12 protein-coding genes and 3 pseudogenes are annotated in these 16315 nt (G+C 53.1%); 6 read left to right on the forward strand and 9 right to left on the reverse strand.

Going from position 1 to position 16315, the window contains the following annotated elements; all coding sequences use genetic code 11:
• Positions 1 to 8: 8 nt before the first annotated feature.
• The gene (locus VSR74_RS12815; RefSeq protein WP_347795094.1) at positions 9 to 245 is read left to right on the forward strand and encodes a non-oxidative hydroxyarylic acid decarboxylases subunit D; all 237 of its coding nucleotides are present in this window, start codon (positions 9 to 11) and stop codon (positions 243 to 245) included.
• A gap of 93 nt (positions 246 to 338) precedes the next feature.
• Here VSR74_RS12815 and mutS read toward each other — a convergent pair whose 3' ends face one another.
• Entirely contained in the window at positions 339 to 2900 is a 2562-nt protein-coding gene (gene mutS / locus VSR74_RS12820; protein WP_347795095.1) for a DNA mismatch repair protein MutS, read from the reverse strand.
• A gap of 217 nt (positions 2901 to 3117) precedes the next feature.
• Between mutS and VSR74_RS12825 the strand changes: the two are divergent.
• The 4 genes and pseudogenes from VSR74_RS12825 to VSR74_RS12840 all read left to right on the forward strand — a co-directional run bounded on the left by VSR74_RS12825 (position 3118) and on the right by VSR74_RS12840 (position 6440).
• Positions 3118 to 4398: pseudogene (locus VSR74_RS12825) on the forward strand (tyrosine-type recombinase/integrase).
• Positions 4399 to 4659: 261 nt separating this feature from the next.
• A complete protein-coding gene (locus VSR74_RS12830; protein ID WP_347795096.1) occupies positions 4660 to 5715 on the forward strand; it encodes a fimbrial protein in 1056 nt (351 codons plus the stop codon).
• Positions 5716 to 5815: 100 nt separating this feature from the next.
• Positions 5816 to 5953, forward strand: a pseudogene (locus tag VSR74_RS12835) (transposase); the annotation flags it as partial.
• 133 nt (positions 5954 to 6086) lie between these two features.
• Positions 6087 to 6440 carry a nitrous oxide-stimulated promoter family protein gene (locus VSR74_RS12840; protein WP_347795097.1) on the forward strand — a complete coding sequence of 118 codons (354 nt, stop codon included), beginning with the start codon at positions 6087 to 6089 and terminating at the stop codon, positions 6438 to 6440.
• Here the strand turns inward: VSR74_RS12840 and VSR74_RS12845 are convergent, their stop codons facing one another.
• Together VSR74_RS12845 and VSR74_RS12850 are read right to left on the reverse strand one after the other, a co-directional pair.
• Positions 6441 to 7316: a [formate-C-acetyltransferase]-activating enzyme gene (locus tag VSR74_RS12845; protein ID WP_347795098.1), complete on the reverse strand. Its 876-nt coding sequence runs from the start codon at positions 7314 to 7316 to the stop codon at positions 6441 to 6443.
• Positions 7282 to 9579, reverse strand: a complete 2298-nt coding sequence (locus VSR74_RS12850) for a formate C-acetyltransferase (RefSeq protein WP_347795099.1) — start codon at positions 9577 to 9579, stop codon at positions 7282 to 7284. The genes VSR74_RS12845 and VSR74_RS12850 overlap by 35 nt, the downstream gene beginning before the upstream one ends.
• Positions 9580 to 9900: 321 nt before the next feature.
• Here VSR74_RS12850 and VSR74_RS12855 point away from each other — a divergent pair, with 321 nt between their 5' ends.
• Positions 9901 to 10569 (forward strand): hypothetical protein, encoded by a 669-nt coding sequence (locus VSR74_RS12855; RefSeq protein ID WP_347795100.1) that lies wholly within the window; start codon positions 9901 to 9903, stop codon positions 10567 to 10569.
• A gap of 105 nt (positions 10570 to 10674) precedes the next feature.
• On the opposite strand, the pseudogene VSR74_RS12860 reads toward VSR74_RS12855, so the two are convergent.
• The 6 genes and pseudogenes from VSR74_RS12860 to hypB form a co-directional block, all read right to left on the reverse strand.
• Positions 10675 to 10803: pseudogene (locus tag VSR74_RS12860) on the reverse strand (TOBE domain-containing protein); the annotation flags it as partial.
• 68 nt (positions 10804 to 10871) lie between these two features.
• Positions 10872 to 12953, reverse strand: a complete 2082-nt coding sequence (flhA, locus tag VSR74_RS12865; RefSeq protein WP_347795101.1) for a formate hydrogenlyase transcriptional activator FlhA — start codon at positions 12951 to 12953, stop codon at positions 10872 to 10874.
• Positions 12954 to 13051: 98 nt separating this feature from the next.
• On the reverse strand, positions 13052 to 14062 hold the full coding sequence (gene hypE, locus VSR74_RS12870; RefSeq protein WP_347795102.1) for a hydrogenase expression/formation protein HypE: 1011 nt from the start codon (positions 14060 to 14062) through the stop codon (positions 13052 to 13054).
• Entirely contained in the window at positions 14059 to 15180 is a 1122-nt protein-coding gene (hypD, locus tag VSR74_RS12875) for a hydrogenase formation protein HypD (protein WP_347795103.1), read from the reverse strand. Before hypD ends, hypE begins: the two co-directional genes overlap by 4 nt.
• Positions 15180 to 15452, reverse strand: a complete 273-nt coding sequence (locus tag VSR74_RS12880; protein WP_015963272.1) for a HypC/HybG/HupF family hydrogenase formation chaperone — start codon at positions 15450 to 15452, stop codon at positions 15180 to 15182. The genes hypD and VSR74_RS12880 overlap by 1 nt, the downstream gene beginning before the upstream one ends.
• A complete protein-coding gene (gene hypB, locus VSR74_RS12885) occupies positions 15443 to 16315 on the reverse strand; it encodes a hydrogenase nickel incorporation protein HypB (protein WP_347795104.1) in 873 nt (290 codons plus the stop codon). Before hypB ends, VSR74_RS12880 begins: the two co-directional genes overlap by 10 nt.

Genomic DNA, 16315 nt, shown 5'->3' on the forward strand with positions numbered 1-16315 from the left:
AGAAAAAGATGATTTGTCCACGTTGTGCCGATGAACAGATTGAAGTGATGGCGAAATCGCCGGTGAAAGATGTCTGGACGGTTTATCAGTGCCAGCACTGCCTTTATACCTGGCGCGATACCGAACCACTGCGCCGTACCAGCCGCGAACACTACCCGGAAGCGTTCCGTATGACGCAGAAGGATATTGATGACGCGCCGATGGTGCCGAGCATTCCGCCGCTGCTGGCGGACGGTAAGCGTTAAAAAAAGTGCCGGGCGGCGGCGAAGCCTTACCCGGCCTGTTAATCTTGCGATTGCCCGCAGGCCTGCTAAGCGCAGTGCCATCGGGCAATACCATTACACCAGACTCTTCAACCGATAAATCCACTCCAGCGCCTGGCGCGGTGTCAGGGAATCCGGGTCGAGATTTTCCAGCGCTTCGACGGCAGGCGAGGTCTCTTCCGGCACTGACAGCAGCGACATCTGCGTACCGTCCACCTGCGTCGCCGCGGCATTCGGCGAAATGCTCTCCAGCTCGCGCAGTTTCTGCCGCGCGCGTTTGATCACCTCTTTCGGCACGCCCGCCAGCGCAGCAACGGCAAGGCCGTAACTTTTGCTCGCCGCGCCATCCTGTACGCTGTGCATAAAGGCGATGGTGTCGCCGTGCTCCAGCGCATCAAGATGCACGTTAGCCACGCCTTCCATTTTCTCCGGCAACTGAGTCAGCTCGAAGTAGTGGGTGGCAAACAGCGTTAATGCTTTGATTTTATTAGCAAGATTTTCGGCGCACGCCCACGCCAGCGACAGGCCGTCATAGGTTGATGTACCACGCCCAATCTCATCCATCAGCACCAGGCTATTTTCGGTAGCGTTATGCAGAATATTAGCCGTTTCGGTCATCTCCACCATAAAGGTTGAGCGGCCAGAGGCAAGGTCATCCGCCGCGCCAACGCGGGTGAAGATGCGGTCAATCGGGCCAATCTCCACGCTCTGTGCAGGCACATAGCTGCCGATGTAAGCCAGCAGGGCAATCAGCGCGGTCTGGCGCATATAGGTACTCTTACCGCCCATGTTCGGGCCGGTAATGATCAGCATGCGTCGTTGCGGCGACAGGCTGAGCGGATTGGCGATAAACGGCTCATTGAGCACCTGTTCGACCACCGGATGGCGACCCTCGGTGATGCGAATGCCCGGTTTGTCGATAAAGGTCGGGCAGGTGTAGTTCAGCGTATAGGCGCGTTCCGCGAGGTTGACCAGCACATCCAGTTCCGCCAGCGCGCTGGCGCTCTGTTGTAAATCAGCCAGATGCGGCAACAGCAGATCAAACAGTTCTTCATAAAGCTGTTTTTCCAGCGCCAGGGCTTTACCTTTTGAGGTGAGCACTTTGTCTTCGTACTCTTTTAACTCTGGAATGATATAGCGTTCGGCATTTTTCAGCGTCTGGCGGCGCACGTAGTTGATGGGGGCCAGATGGCTCTGCCCGCGGCTGATCTGAATGTAATAGCCATGCACGGCGTTATAGCCAACTTTTAACGTATCAAGGCCAGTCCGTTCACGTTCCCGAATCTCCAGACGATCGAGATAATCGGTCGCGCCATCGGCCAGCGCGCGCCACTCATCCAGTTCCGCATTATAGCCGGGCGCGATAACGCCACCGTCACGTACCAGAACAGGCGGTGCATCAATGATGGCGCGTTCCAGCAGGTCGCGCAGTTCTGCAAATTCTCCCATTTTTTCGCGCAGCATTTGCACCGGCGCGCTATCAACGCTTTCCAGTTGCGTGCGCAGCTCCGGCAGTTGCTGGAAGGCGTGACGCATACGGGCGAGATCGCGCGGGCGCGCGGTGCGCAGCGCCAAACGCGCCAGAATACGTTCAAGGTCGCCCACCTGACGCAGCACCGGTTGCAGTTCGCCGGTGGCATCCTGCAACGCGCCGATAGTCTGCTGGCGCTCGGTCAGGGTTTTTGTATCGCGCACGGGCATATGCAGCCAGCGCTTGAGCATACGGCTGCCCATCGGCGTAACGGTACAATCGAGCACGGAGGCCAGGGTATTTTCCAGACCGCCGCCCAGGTTTTGGGTGATCTCCAGATTGCGACGCGTGGCGGCATCCATAATGATGCTGTCCTGCTGGCGTTCCATGGTGATGGAACGAATATGCGGCAGGGAGGTGCGCTGGGTGTCTTTCACATATTGCAGCAGGCAGCCCGCGGCGCACAGGCCGCGTGGGGCGTTTTCGACACCGAAGCCAATCAGGTCGCGGGTGCCAAATTGCAGGTTAAGCTGCTGACGCGCGGTGTCGATTTCAAACTCCCACAGAGGGCGACGACGCAGCCCGCGACGGCCTTCAAGCAGCGCCATCTCAGCGAAATCTTCAGCGTAGAGGAGTTCTGCCGGGTTAGTGCGCTGGAGTTCTGCCGCCATGGTTTCGCGGTCAGCCGGTTCGCTCAGGCGAAAACGCCCGGAGCTGATATCCAGCGTGGCATAGCCGTAACCCTTGCTGTCCTGCCAGATGGCCGCCAGTAGGTTGTCCTGACGCTCCTGCAGCAGCGCTTCGTCGCTGATGGTGCCAGGCGTCACGATACGGACAACTTTACGCTCCACTGGCCCTTTGCTGGTTGCCGGGTCGCCAACCTGTTCACAGATAGCGACAGATTCGCCCTGGTTTACCAGCTTCGCGAGGTAGTTTTCCACCGCGTGATGCGGAATGCCCGCCATTGGAATGGGCTCGCCTGCTGAAGCGCCGCGTTTGGTCAGTGAGATATCCAGCAATTGAGACGCGCGACGCGCGTCGTCATAAAACATCTCGTAAAAGTCGCCCATACGATAGAACAACAGGATCTCAGGATGCTGGGCTTTCAGCTTGAGATACTGCTGCATCATTGGTGTGTGAGAATCTAAGTTTTCTATTGTGCTCATCGGTTTGTGATGTCCATTTTCTTAATTTTTAATGAGTTAGTGATTTTTGTTGTTATCATTAAGTTTCACGGTGTCTCATCGAATATCATGAAATCCTACATTTAAATGCAGGTTAAAGTGCAGCTTGCCAATCTATAGCCTGGTAAAATATGGGCACATACAGCGCAACCTACATTTATATTCATGACTGCGTAAGGTGCATGATAACGGAGTCTTTATGGCAGGAAAACAAGAGGGAAAGCCACTTTCGGTTAAAGCGGTAGAAATGATGAAGCCTGGCGACAAAGATAAGGCTGATGTAGGCGAAAATCGTGGCTTACGTGTCTCCTGCGGTACAACTGGGGTTAAGTCTTTTTTCTACCGTTACACAAGCCCTCTGACTGGCAAGCTTGCTCAGGTTAAAATTGGTAATTCCCGCGGACTTCTCTCGCCGCTGCACGTCTTAAACTTCATGAATTCAAGTTTCTCCGACAGGAAGGTCGGTGTCCTGCGACTGAACTCAAACAAGATAAGCTCCAGCGTGTGATTGAAGCTGAACAGGCTAAGATCCCTGAATTGACCGTACAGAGATTAGTTGAACTGTATCTTACTGAACGTATTGAGGTTCGTAAAACGAAGGATGGGAAGGTCATTCCAGGTGCCAGAAAGCCGAAAGGGCAGGCAGAGGTTCATCGTACTCTCTATGGTGACGCTGTTAAAAGCTTAGGAACCCGGAATGCTACTGAGATAACGCGACAGGATGTCATCAATTTAATTAACGCCATTGTAGCTCGAGGTGCAACCGTACAGGCAGGGAATGTACTGAGGGAGCTTTCTCTCGCATATGAATTTGCTATTGGCCTTGGGCGCTTTGATGACAGTTTTGCGAATCCAGCGTTGTTAGCAAAATCCAGCTTACGACAGACCAGAATCAAGCTCACAAACGGACGTGGAACACGAGTACTGAGCGAGGACGAGCTTGCAAAATTCCTTAAATGGCTTCCGGGGTCGGCTTACACGCCAACGATCAAAAACGTGTTACGTCTGACCCTCTGGACCGGGTGTCGTACCGGCGACGTCTGCAATATGGCATGGAAGGATGTTGATCTTGAAAAGGGACTATTCATCTAAGAGAAACCAAAACAGGCATTGAGCGTTATGTGCAATTACCCACTCAAGCCATCAACTTTTTGAAAGTTCTGCGGCTCAACTCTGATGCTTATCTTTTCCCTTCTTCTCGTACAAAATTACCTATACAGCAGAAATATCTTACCGAGAATGCCTGGCGTATGCGTGAGCAGGGGCAAATGTTGGATATACCGAGTTGGACGCCTCATGATCTAAGAAGGACGGTACGGACAGGGTTATCACGATTACAATGTCCCAATGAAGTAGCAGAGGCTGTTCTTGGGCATACAAAAGCTGGGGTTGAAGGTATTTATAACCTATATAAATATGACGCTGAGTGTGAAAATGGTTGCAGATATGGGCTGATTATTTAGATAGTCTTCTGGATTGATTGGGTAGCATTAACGACGGGTATTGAATCTCCACGGATAATCCAGACACTTCCTGTCCGTTGATGGACTGACCCCATGGCTGCAGAGATGCACATGTAACCTCAGAAAATCGGATAAATCTCCGACTGATTTCGATTGTAATAAATTGCAATACAATTAATCTGTATGGAAATCGAGCACCGATGAATGATTGTTTTTTATTTTTATTTTTATTTTTATTTTTATTTTCAAGACTATATATGCTTTATGGATGATCTTTAATGAAAAATTTTACTCGAAACATCATTATTCCTGCGATTGTCGGCTTCGTGCCTTGTTCTGTGTATGCAGCCAACGCTGATTGCATATACTCAGGGGCAGCGGAAGGGATGAAATCGACGCAGTCTATCGATCTGTCCAAAATATTTGAGACCAGCACTACCTATTCAACAAGTATTTCAACAAACTTCACCCAAACATTGACATGCAATGGACTTGCTATCGATACAATAAAATTTCAGACTCAAGGCAGTGAGCCCTACTATGTAAATTTCACTGACGCCTCGGGGATAAGTGATTACTGGGTAAAAATCACCACCTCGATCAGTCCGGCATCGACAAAGATGAAATCCCCCGCATCCTTAAAAACGCGGTCAATGTCTGATTATCAGGCAACAATAACATTAACGGCTGAACTAGTTTCTGCGCCGTCAGCTACGCTGTCTTACTATAAATCTACAAGTAATGGAACAGCCACCATCCCTGTGGCTGCCGCAGGCAGAAGTGAAACTACTCAGGAGGATTATTTTATACAAGTCGCCCGAGATAGCTTTTCTGTACCTTTTGTTTATGCTGTTCAGAGCCTGAATATTACTTACAGTCCATCAACAATGACCTGTGATGTGCAAGATCAGACTGTCAGACTCCCAGCCATCGGCATAAATGATTTGCTGGAAGGAAACAGCAATGGAATGACAGCATTCAGTCTACCCATATCATGTAACTCTGATACCGGGCTCGCTCTTAGCAACGTTAATACCTGGTTAATGAGCAATGATATTGTGGACTCAGGAAATAAAGTGCTTCGCAATGAAGAATCCTCGTCCACTGGTATTGGCATATCGCTGCAGGATGAAAGCGGTTCAGATGTGGCTTTTGGTGCAACCAGCGTGCTGACAGATGCGGTAACCAGGATCAAAACTATCAGCAAAGGTGAATCCCTTGAAGAGGGGGAGCAGGATGTTAAGCTGAATGCTTATTACAAGGTATATGATTCAGTCAATGCTCAGCCTGGTAGTGTTAATGCAACTGCCACGGTAATGTTCAGTTATAACTGATTAATATTACTGCACTAACATGTCTACGGTGACCTGCTCCCCGTTGATTAATACACCGCGATGTTAGTCATGTCTTCATAAGCCACATGAGGACAACCCCATGAAGAAGCGTTTTTCCGACGAACAGATCATCAGTATCCTCCGCGAGGCTGAAGCCGGGATTTCTGCCCGTGAGCTCTGCCGTAAGCACGCCATTTCCGACGCCACCTTTTACACCTGGCGTAAGAAGTATGGCGGTAGATCTCTAAAAGTGAATGGTTCGGTTTACCGGGATGCTTACACTTCCATTTATCTCTGCGCGTGCGTGTACTGCCTGTAATGCAATCGCGGGCATGAAGGTGTATTATTCATGCATCTTTTGGGGGGGAGTTATGTCAGGCAAACGTATCGAACGTGAAAAACAGACTATCCGTTGCATGATTTCGCTGTATCAGCGCCGTTGCCCGGATGCGCAGGCCGGGGGGGAGCACTATCAGGCATTAAATAACTATGCGGATAAGCGGCTGGATAAATGCGTATTTGGTGAAGAAAAACCGGCCTGTAAGCAGTGTCCGGTGCACTGCTATCAGCCGGCGAAACGCGAAGAGATGAAGCAAATTATGCGCTGGGCGGGGCCGCGAATGCTCTGGCGTCACCCGATTCTCACCATTCGCCATCTGATAGATGACAAACGTCCGGTGCCGGAACTACCTGAAAAGTATCGCAAAAAAAACGATACTAACTAACTATCCGCCAATCACTACCCGATAACCCGCCCGTTCCACTTTTTCCCGCAGTGTGGCGATATCCTGCTCTGTCGGCGCCGCCACGCCCGCCATTTGCCAGACTTTATCAAGTTGATGGTATTTCGGTTCGCCATATTGATGGAATGGCAGCAGGTGGACTTCCTGTACGGCAAGCGGCGCCAGAAACGCCAGAATCTGTGCCACATTTTCTTCGCACAGCGTAAAGCCCGGGATTAGCGGCAGGCGGGGAATGACCTTAATACCGTTTGCTACCAGATGGCGAAAATTCTCCAGTACGCGCGGCTGATTTATGTTCAGCACTTCGCGGGCGCGTTGCGTATCCATAATTTTGAGATCGAACAGCACTTCATCGCAGACGCTCGCCAGGGGAAGAAAGCGGCTGAGCGGCGCATCACCCGCGGTTTCGATGGCGGTTCGAATGCCCAGTTGCCGCAGACGACGTAAAAACTGCGTCGCAAATTCCGCCTGCATCAATACTTCTCCGCCAGAAAGCGTCACACCCCCGCCGGAGGCGCGAAAGAAAACTTCATCTTTCAGTACGCTGTGTTCCAGTTGCTCCAGCGTGACGTTGCGCCCGATATGCTCCCATGCGCCAGAGGGGCACTCCTGTGCATCCTGGCGACAACGTTTACAACGCAGACACTTGCTTTCGCGGCGCACCGTTTCAATTTTCGGCGACAACGATTCCGGATTGGCGCACCACGGGCAGCGATGCGGGCAGCCTTTAAAAAAGACCACCGTGCGGATGCCCTGACCATCATTAAGCGAGTAGCGCTGGATATTGAAGATGCGCGCCCTGTCGGCGCGCGTATCCGTTACCTCACAACTGATGTGCGGTGCGGCGGATGATGTCATCCTGAATCTCCTTCGATAGCTCCACAAAGAAGGCGCTGTAACCCGCCACGCGCACCACCAGCCCGGCGAAATCCTGCGGGCGCTGCTGGGCTTCGCGCAGCATATCGGCATTCACAACGTTAAACTGTACGTGTTGCAGCTTCAGTTTGGTAAAGGCGAGAAGGAAATCAGAGAGTTTAATCAGGCCGCCTTCACCTTCAAGCGTCGCGGGTGTGAATTTCACATTCAGCAATGTGCCGTTGGAAAGCAAATAGTTATCCAGCTTGCTTACCGATTTCAGCACCGCCGTTGGCCCCTCGCAATCCTGGCCTAACATCGGCGATAAACCGCCATCGGCCAACTGTTCCCCGGCAAAGCGCCCGTCCGGCGTTGCGCCAACCACTGAACCCAGCGGCACGTGTGCGGAGACGGTATAGGAACCAGGTGTAAACTGCCCTCCGCGCGGATTACGGTATTTTTCCACCTCTTTGCAGTAAAAACGCAGCAGATCGGCGCTAATATTATCCACTTCGTCGATATCGTTACCGTATTTCTCGAAGCGGTTAATCAACCGCGCGCGCACCTCTTTCCCTTCCGGCGTGGCGAAGTTTGCCTTCAATACGCTCAGCAGTTCGTCGAAACTCATTCGCTGCTGGTCAAATACCATGCCTTTCAGCGCATGGAGTGAATCGCTGAGGTTGGCGATGCCGATCCCCTGCACGCCGGAAAAATTATATCGCGCGCCGCCTTCGGTAATGTCTTTGCCATTGTCCATGCAGTCGCTGATAAACGACGAGAGCAGCGGCACCGGCGCCCAGTCGCGATGGCCGATATCGCAGATGTTGCTGCCTTCAACCATGAGCTTGATGTAATGACGGATCTTGTCGCGGATCTGCGCCTGAAGCCCATCCCAGCTAATTTCCGCGTTGCCTTCGTTTTCATGCAACACAATCTCCATCACCTTCAGCAGGTTAAACATGGCGATATCGTGCAGACCGTAGGTACGGCCGGGAATGGATAATTCCACGCAGCCCACCACCGCGTAATCGCGCGCGTCTTCAAGTGATACGCCGCGGTTTAAAAACGCCGGAACGACCACTTCATCGTTGAAAATTTGCGGAATCCCCGTGCCTAACCGAATGGTTTCTGCGGTTTTACGCAGGAATGAGCGGTCGATCAGCTCGTTGACGCGCACGCCCAGGTTGGGTTGCGGCAGACGAATGCTCTGGTAGGCATCGAGACACATAAAGGAAAGTGCGTTAACGGCGCTGCGGCCATTTTCCGTTAAACCGCCCAGCAGCGCGGTGTAACCCGTCGGGAAGCCGGCAAAGTAACGGGCGCTGCTGGTGGAGCGCAGCAGGACGATGTCATTGCATTTCACCCACAGCGATTCCAGCAGCTCGCGGAGGGTTTCCGCTTCCACGCCGTGATTCAGCGATGCCTGCCAGAAAGGCAGCATGTACTGGTCAAAGCGTCCCAGGGAAATGGAGCTAGCGTTGGATTCATACTGCAGAATGATATTCATATACCAGAAAAGCTGGCAGGCCTGATGGAAATCCTGCGGACGCTCTTCAGCGTTATGCCGCGAGACGGCAGCAATAGTCAGCAACTCCTGGCGACGCGCGGCATCCGGGCACTCTGCCGCCAGGGTCTCCGCCAGTGCGGCGTAGCGCAAAATATGGCGCTGTGATGCTTCCAGCACAATCAGCACCGCCTGGTAAAAGGTGTTTTCCGGCTGCTGTTCGCAGTGGGCTTTCATTTCGGCAACCAGCGCTGACAGGCCGTTATTCAGTAGCCGCGGGTAGTCGATAATAATGTGGCCCTGGCCTTTATCGGTCTGGTTGACGCTGAAAATCTGTGTTGCGACGGCGCTCTTCACCTCATCGGTCATTTGACCGTTGATGAAATCTTTCATCGAGCGGTTTTCCCAGTACGGGAAAAGTTCTTCACGATAGCAGCGTTTATCAGCCTCGCTTATCGCAAAACGATCCTGCGGGCGTGTGGGGAATTTCTCCAGTTCCTTCAGCAGCCAGTACGGATCCATTTCCGGTGACATGATACCCGCGCGCGGCTTGATTGTACGGTTCCCGGCAATCAGTTCGTCTTCACGAATGCTAATGGCGACGTTATCCAGAATGTGCGCGGTGGCTTTGGCGCGGCGAATGATCACCGGCTCGCCCTCGGTTTGACGATGGCTTTCGGTATAAAGCAGTGCGCGCTCGAGAGAGATTTCACGCGGATGTGCAAAAAGGGCGTCTTTCAGGCGTTGAATGCGATGGGTCATGGATGTGCTCCTCAGAACAGGTAATGCGTCTAAGGTAGGCAAATCAGGGGCGTGAAGACAGGAGACAATCTGGCGAAATACTGGATTATTGTACGCAGATTTTGAAAGTGAGATCTCTGTTTTGTCCTGCTTTAGAGATGAAATAGCCGGGATGACATATCTCAGGTATTACTGTACTCTGACCACCTCGGATAATTAACTTATTATGATTTTTATAAATCACTCCTCTCGATATTATTGTTAATTTATATGAAATTTTACGCCTCTGTTTTTATAGTGGTGAATGCGTCATCGTTGCTGTTGGCGGATATCAGGTGAATTATGACGAAGTACTTTTTGATCATTTCATTAACGGCTCTTACTTTTCGTTTGTTTTTAAAAAAACTACACTGGTTGTTAAGCAAGAGAGCACATTGTGACTATTTATTCATGATTTCAATATCTGCATGCCGACTGACATTCATCATCGGTTTGTATGTGTTATCTCTCGCTTTTTTAGTGGGAATAACGATGAGTATATGCCGCACAAGTTATGGCGTAGTAAATCAGATATGCCATGTTGAGCATGTTATGGAATATACACTAGGTTTTGGCTTATTTATAATAATGAGCAGTTGCTGTGTGCCCTATTTTTTCATTAAACAAATTGAGGTGACGGACGATGGTGCGGCCATTGATGGTATTGGTGTATCCTGGTCGCTAAAAAAAATGGGGCGTCAAAAAGAATCGGCCTGTTTTATTCAAGTTCACACCGATGCAAAGAAAGGGCTTTATCTTTTTGTGAATATTCAGCAGCTTAGCCAGATGCTGAGAAAAAAAATAACACTGGACTCTCAAGGGCTTATTCCGTCAGCCCGGAGGGAAAAATATTTAATTGATATTCTTAATGTTAGAAAAAAAGATTCAACATTGAATTTTTTATCTTGTGGTTTAATCACCGCAATCGTGGTTGCCATTTGTGTTGTGAGTTCGGCTTTTATTATGGCCTAAGAGTAATGATTTATTTGATTATTGATGTGTTCTCAATATTTGTTGGGTTTCGTGAATAAAAGATAAAATCCCATATCACCTCAGTAATATGGGATTATGGCATTATTACGCGCGGGTCGCCAGAAGGAGCGCTGAGGCTTTAATCAGCGCAATGACGCGGCTGCCGGTGGTGAGCTTCATTTCATCCTGGCTCTCGTTAGTGACCACGGCGACAACGTCAAAACCGGCGCCGGTAAGCTGGTTACGCGCTGATACTGACATACTGCCTCCTTTCGATGTGTTTGAGAGCAGTATAGCCAGATTTACGGCAGCAGGGCGTCTTTATCAATGCCCAGACGCTTCATGCGCGACAGCAGCGTGGTGCGTTTCAGCCCCAGCCGCTGCGCTGCGCCTTTTGGCCCGGCAACCACGCCGTTAGTCTCTTTTAGTACACGGGTGATCAACTGAAATTCGTCTTCTCCTTCCATCGCGCAGGCAGGCGCTGGCGCGGCGGGTTCATCCGGCGTGAAAGCCAGTTCCGGCAGTGAAAGTTGCAGCACGCTACCGCGCGTCAACAGAACGGCGCGTTCAATCACGTTTTCCAGTTCGCGCACGTTGCCTGGCCACTCCATACGTTCCAGGGTGCGCAGGGTTTCGGCGGGAATGCTGTCGATGTTGCGTCCCAGACGACGGGCGATTTTAAAGGTGAACGCTTTCACCAGCAGCGGAATATCTTCCGGGCGCTCGCGCAGCGGCGGCAGGTGGATCGGGAAGACGTTCAGACGATAGTAGAGATCGCTGCGAAATTCGCGATCGTTCACCATCTGTTTCAGATCGCGGTTGGTGGCGGCGATCAGGCGTACATCAGTGCGGATCAGCTTGTTACTGCCGAGGCGCTCGAACTCCTGTTCTTGCAATACGCGCAGCAGTTTTGGCTGCAGTTCCAGCGGCATATCACCGACTTCATCCAGGAACAGCGAGCTTTTGTCCGCCAGCTCAAATCGACCGATGCGCTGAGCGTTTGCGCCGGTAAATGCCCCCCGCTCATGGCCGAAGAGGTCACTTTCCAGTAGCCCCGCAGGCATAGCGGCGCAGTTCATTTTCACCATTCTGCGGCCGTTGCGGTTGCTGAGGTTGTGGATAGCGCGGGCGATAAGCTCTTTCCCGGTACCCGTTTCACCGAGGATCAGCACCGTGCTATCGCTCTGCGCCACCATCTCGACCTGCTTGAGCACGCTGTACATCGCTTCGCTACGGCCAATGATTTCACCGAACTCGCTCTCAACGTTGTTTAGCTGCTCGGTCAGGGCCAGGTTTTCATCCACCAGGCGCTCTTTCAGGCGATGAATTTCCTGATAGGCGAGGGCGTTATCCACTGCAATCGCGACGCGTTCGGCAATCTGACGCAGCAGCTTAATGTTGGTGGCGTTAAAGACTTTTTCATCACACTGGGCGAGCTTCAGTACGCCCAGCATGGTGTTGCCGGACATCAGCGGTAGCAGGCACAGAGTTTGGATCTGGTTATCCCAGATATTGAACAGCATGCGTTCGTAAGGTGCGAGCTTATCCTGTTCGCGCAGGTTGAGCATCAGCATCTCTTTGCTTTTGAACACGCGCTCGGTCAGCGTGCCCGCTTCATTCACTTCGCTCTGGTCATGAACCGGATCGTTGGCGTCCAGATAGTGGGTGGAGTAGATGTTCAGTTTGCCTTTGCGGTTGCTGCGCAACACGATGCTGATGGCGTCAATACGGAAGTAGTAGTGGATCTCTTTCGCTACGGCGCTCACCAGGTCGTCCATATCCAGCCGTGAGAGCACGGCGTTGGTAATCGCGACCAGAATGCGAAAGTTATCACGCTCGTGGCAGAGGAGATCGTAATCGACGTTGTTGGTAACGCGACTCTGAATTTGCTCCGTGACGACGGCGATAATCTGAGTGAATGTTTGCAGGCGCTGAAACTCTTTTTCCGTCCACGGCTGGTCGTTATCACGAATAAACTCGCAGCCGCCGAATATACGCCCTTCCGCCGCCAGCGGCAGCAGGCTGTAGTGGCCAAAGCGGGGATAGAGTTTGCTGTCGGCGAGCTGCGGCCAGGTTTCGCTAAATTCGTGATAGTCGCAGTGCAGGGCGTCCGGGCGCGAGAGCAGACGACGCACGGGGCCGTTGGCCAGCAGGCTGCCGTCATCGTAGGCGATGGGGTTCCCGGCTTCATGCGTCGCATGATAGCTGGCGCGGTGATTACCCGCCTGCAGCAGTACGATGGCTGCCCGATCGGCAAGTGCAGATTGCTTCACCAGCCGCGTTAGCGTTTCGCTGAGCGCAGCCAGATCGGGTTGTTGCAGAAGTGTTCTGGTGATATCGAACAGCCCTTGCTGACCGAGATCGCCCATCGGTGTATACGACATTAATTAGCCCACAAACGTACTCTGACGGTACGGAAAAAGAAAAAATAATACTGACAGGCCTCAATCCGCCTGTTTGTCGGACGGCGCTTCGCTGGCAATTAACAAATGCGCGGCAGCGGTTCCGCATGCGGTAGATCAAGCGTGCGTTTCACGCCATACAACCCGGCGACGCGTACCCCTTTACGTTCGGTTACTTCGCCAATCATGGCCGCATCACGACCCAAAGGATGCGCGCGTAGCGCCTCCAGCACGGCATCAGCGGCATCGCGCGCTACGCCAATCACCAGCTTGCCTTCATTGGCAAAGTTGAGCGCGTCCAGCCCCAACAATTCGCACACACCGCGAACGGCTGCTTTCAGCGGTAACTTTTGCTCGTGCAATTCAATACCAAAACCGCTGGTGGCCGCATATTCATGCGCGACAGCGTTCACGCCGCCACGCGTAGCATCGCGCAGCGCTTTCACGCCAGGGATGTGACGCAGCGCCTGAATCAATGGCGTCAGCACCGCACAGTCACTTGCCAGTTCGCCATCGAGTCCCATCTGTTCGCGCAGGTTAAGGATAGTCGCTCCGTGGTCGCCCAGCGTACCGCTGACCAGCAGAATATCGCCAGGCTGCAACTGCGCCGCACCCCAATGAATATCAGCCGGGATCGCGCCCATGCCTGCGGTATTGATAAACAGCTTATCGGCCGCGCCGCGCGGAACCACTTTGGTATCGCCGGTGACGATAGCGATATCCGCGGCTTTCGCCGTGGCCGCCATGCTGTTGACGACGGCTTCCAGCGTCTCCATTGGCAGGCCTTCTTCAAGAATAAAACCGCAGGAGAGAAAGCGCGGGATCGCGCCGCTGACGGCGACATCATTCGCCGTGCCGCACACCGCCAGCTTGCCGATGTTGCCGCCGGGGAAAAAGAGCGGATCGATGACGTAGCTGTCGGTGGAGAAGGCTAATCGGTCGCCCTGGGCGGTTAGCGTTGCCAGCGAAAGGCGCGCCTGATCTTCCTGCTCCGCCAGCCACGGGTTGGCGAATGCCTGCATAAAGAGGTCGCCAATCAACTGCTGCATCGCCTGGCCACCACTGCCGTGGGCTAACTGGATACTTTTCATGCTTCTGATTCCTGACTGCGATATTGATACCAGGCGGCACAGGCTCCCTCGGAGGAGACCATTAATGCGCCAAAGGCACTTTGCGGATTGCAGGTATTACCGAAAAGTGGACATTGATGCGGCTTGCAGCGACCGGTTAGTACATCGCCGCAGCGGGCGCGGGGATCGTCGCTGACATTTTGCGGCGCGGGGTTAAAGTGCGCTTCTGCATCGAATGATTGATATTTCTCGGTTAACTGCACGCCGGAGTCATTAATCAGCCCCAGCCCACGCCATTCGCTGTCGCCTTTCACGGTAAATACGTCGGCGATAGCCACCTGCGCCAGCCGGTTGCCCTCATCAGGCACCACCCGGCGGTATTGATTCTCTACCTGAATGTTATCCGCTATTTTCTGCTCAACCAGCATGTTCACGCCTTGCAGTAGATCAATCGGTTCGAATCCAGCGACCACTAATGGACGATGAAAATCGCTGGCGATGAATCCATAAGCGTCGGTACCGATAACCATGCTGACGTGACCGGGCGCGAGGAAGGCGTCAATACCGTTGTCCGGTTGTTCCAGCAGGCTACGCAACGTAGGAATGAGCGTGATGTGCTGGCAGAAAAAGAAGAAGTTATCGACCTGCTGGATACGCGCCTGTTGCAGCGTAATGGCGGTAGCAGGCATGGTGGTTTCAAAGCCCAGGCCAAAGAACACCACTTTGCGATCCGGGTTCTGTTTTGCCAGCTTCAGGGCATCCATTGGCGAGTAGATAATACGCACGTCCGCACCGCGTGACTTCGCCTGCATCAGGGAGCCATTCTTGCCCGGCACACGCATTGCGTCACCAAAGGTACAGAAGATCACCTCCGGGTGGCTGGCGATTTCGATACAGCTATCGATACGCCCCATCGGCAGCACACATACCGGGCAGCCTGGGCCGTGGATAAACTCGATGTTATCCGGCAGAAGCTGGTCGAGGCCGAATTTGAAAATGGCGTGGGTATGGCCGCCGCACACTTCCATAATCCGCAACGGGCGTTCGGCGGTGTAGGGCAGGTGAGCGGCGCGGGTTTTCAGATGGGCAATAAGCTGCATCACCTGTTCGGGTGCGCGATATTCATCAACAAAACGCATCAGTGCTCCTCGCCGTACAGCAGCGCGCCGACATCCGGCTCGACTTCAAACATGTTGTGTAGCGCCGCGAGGGTGTCGCGGGCTTCCTCTTCATTGATGATGCTCATGGCGAAGCCGACGTGTACCAGCACCCACTGGCCGATGCGCGACTGGCCCTGTTCATCCACCGCGCCGACCAGCGTCAGGTCAACATCGCGCTTGACGCCGCTGACTTCCACTTTCGCCTGTACGCCATCAATAGCGCAGATTTGCCCCGGAATGCCTATGCACATCGCTGTGCCTCCAGCCAGTTCAGCCAGGTGTCCATGCCTTCGCCGCTGGTGGCGGAAATCAGCAGAACTTCAATGTTCGGATTCACTTCGCGGGCGTAAGCGATGCATTTCTCAACGTCGAAGTTGAGGTACGGCAGCAGGTCGACTTTATTGAGTAGCATGATAGATGCGGCAGCAAACATATGCGGATATTTAAGCGGTTTGTCTTCGCCTTCGGTGACGGAGAGCACGGCGACTTTGTGTTTTTCGCCGAGATCAAAACTTGCCGGGCACACCAGATTACCGACGTTTTCGATAAACAGAATGCCGAGGTTATCCAGCGGCAGGCGCGGCGCGGCGTCGGCAATCATCTGCGCATCAAGGTGGCAGCCTTTACCCGTGTTGACCTGAATGGCGGGCGTTCCGGTCGCACGAATGCGCGCGGCATCGTTCACCGTTTGTTGGTCGCCTTCAATCACCGCACAGGGCACTTTATCTTTCAGGCGCGTCAGGGTTTCGGTGAGCAGGGTGGTTTTACCGGAGCCCGGGCTGGAGACCAGATTCAGCACTAACAGTTCGCGGGCAGCGAAACGCGCGCGGTTACGCGCGGCGAGCTGGTTGTTTTTATCCAGCACGTCAATTTCGACTTCCAGCATCCGGCGCTGGCTCATGCCCGGCGCGTGGGTGCCGGCTTCGCCGTGACCGTAATGCAGGTCGCCGTTATCGGCGCGCGTTGGTTCAAATTGCTGGGTTTTGACGCCCGTAATGGTCATTGCTGGCCGTGCCGCAGAGGCGAAAGGCGCACTGCGGAACGGCGAGTGCGGGTTATGTTCGTCTCCCTCTATATAGAGGTTACCTTCTCCACAACCACAGGTGGTACACAT

Origin of the sequence: Pseudocitrobacter cyperus, assembly GCF_039889165.1 — a bacterium.
In the GTDB taxonomy this organism is placed as follows: Bacteria; Pseudomonadota; Gammaproteobacteria; order Enterobacterales; family Enterobacteriaceae; genus Pseudocitrobacter; species Pseudocitrobacter cyperus.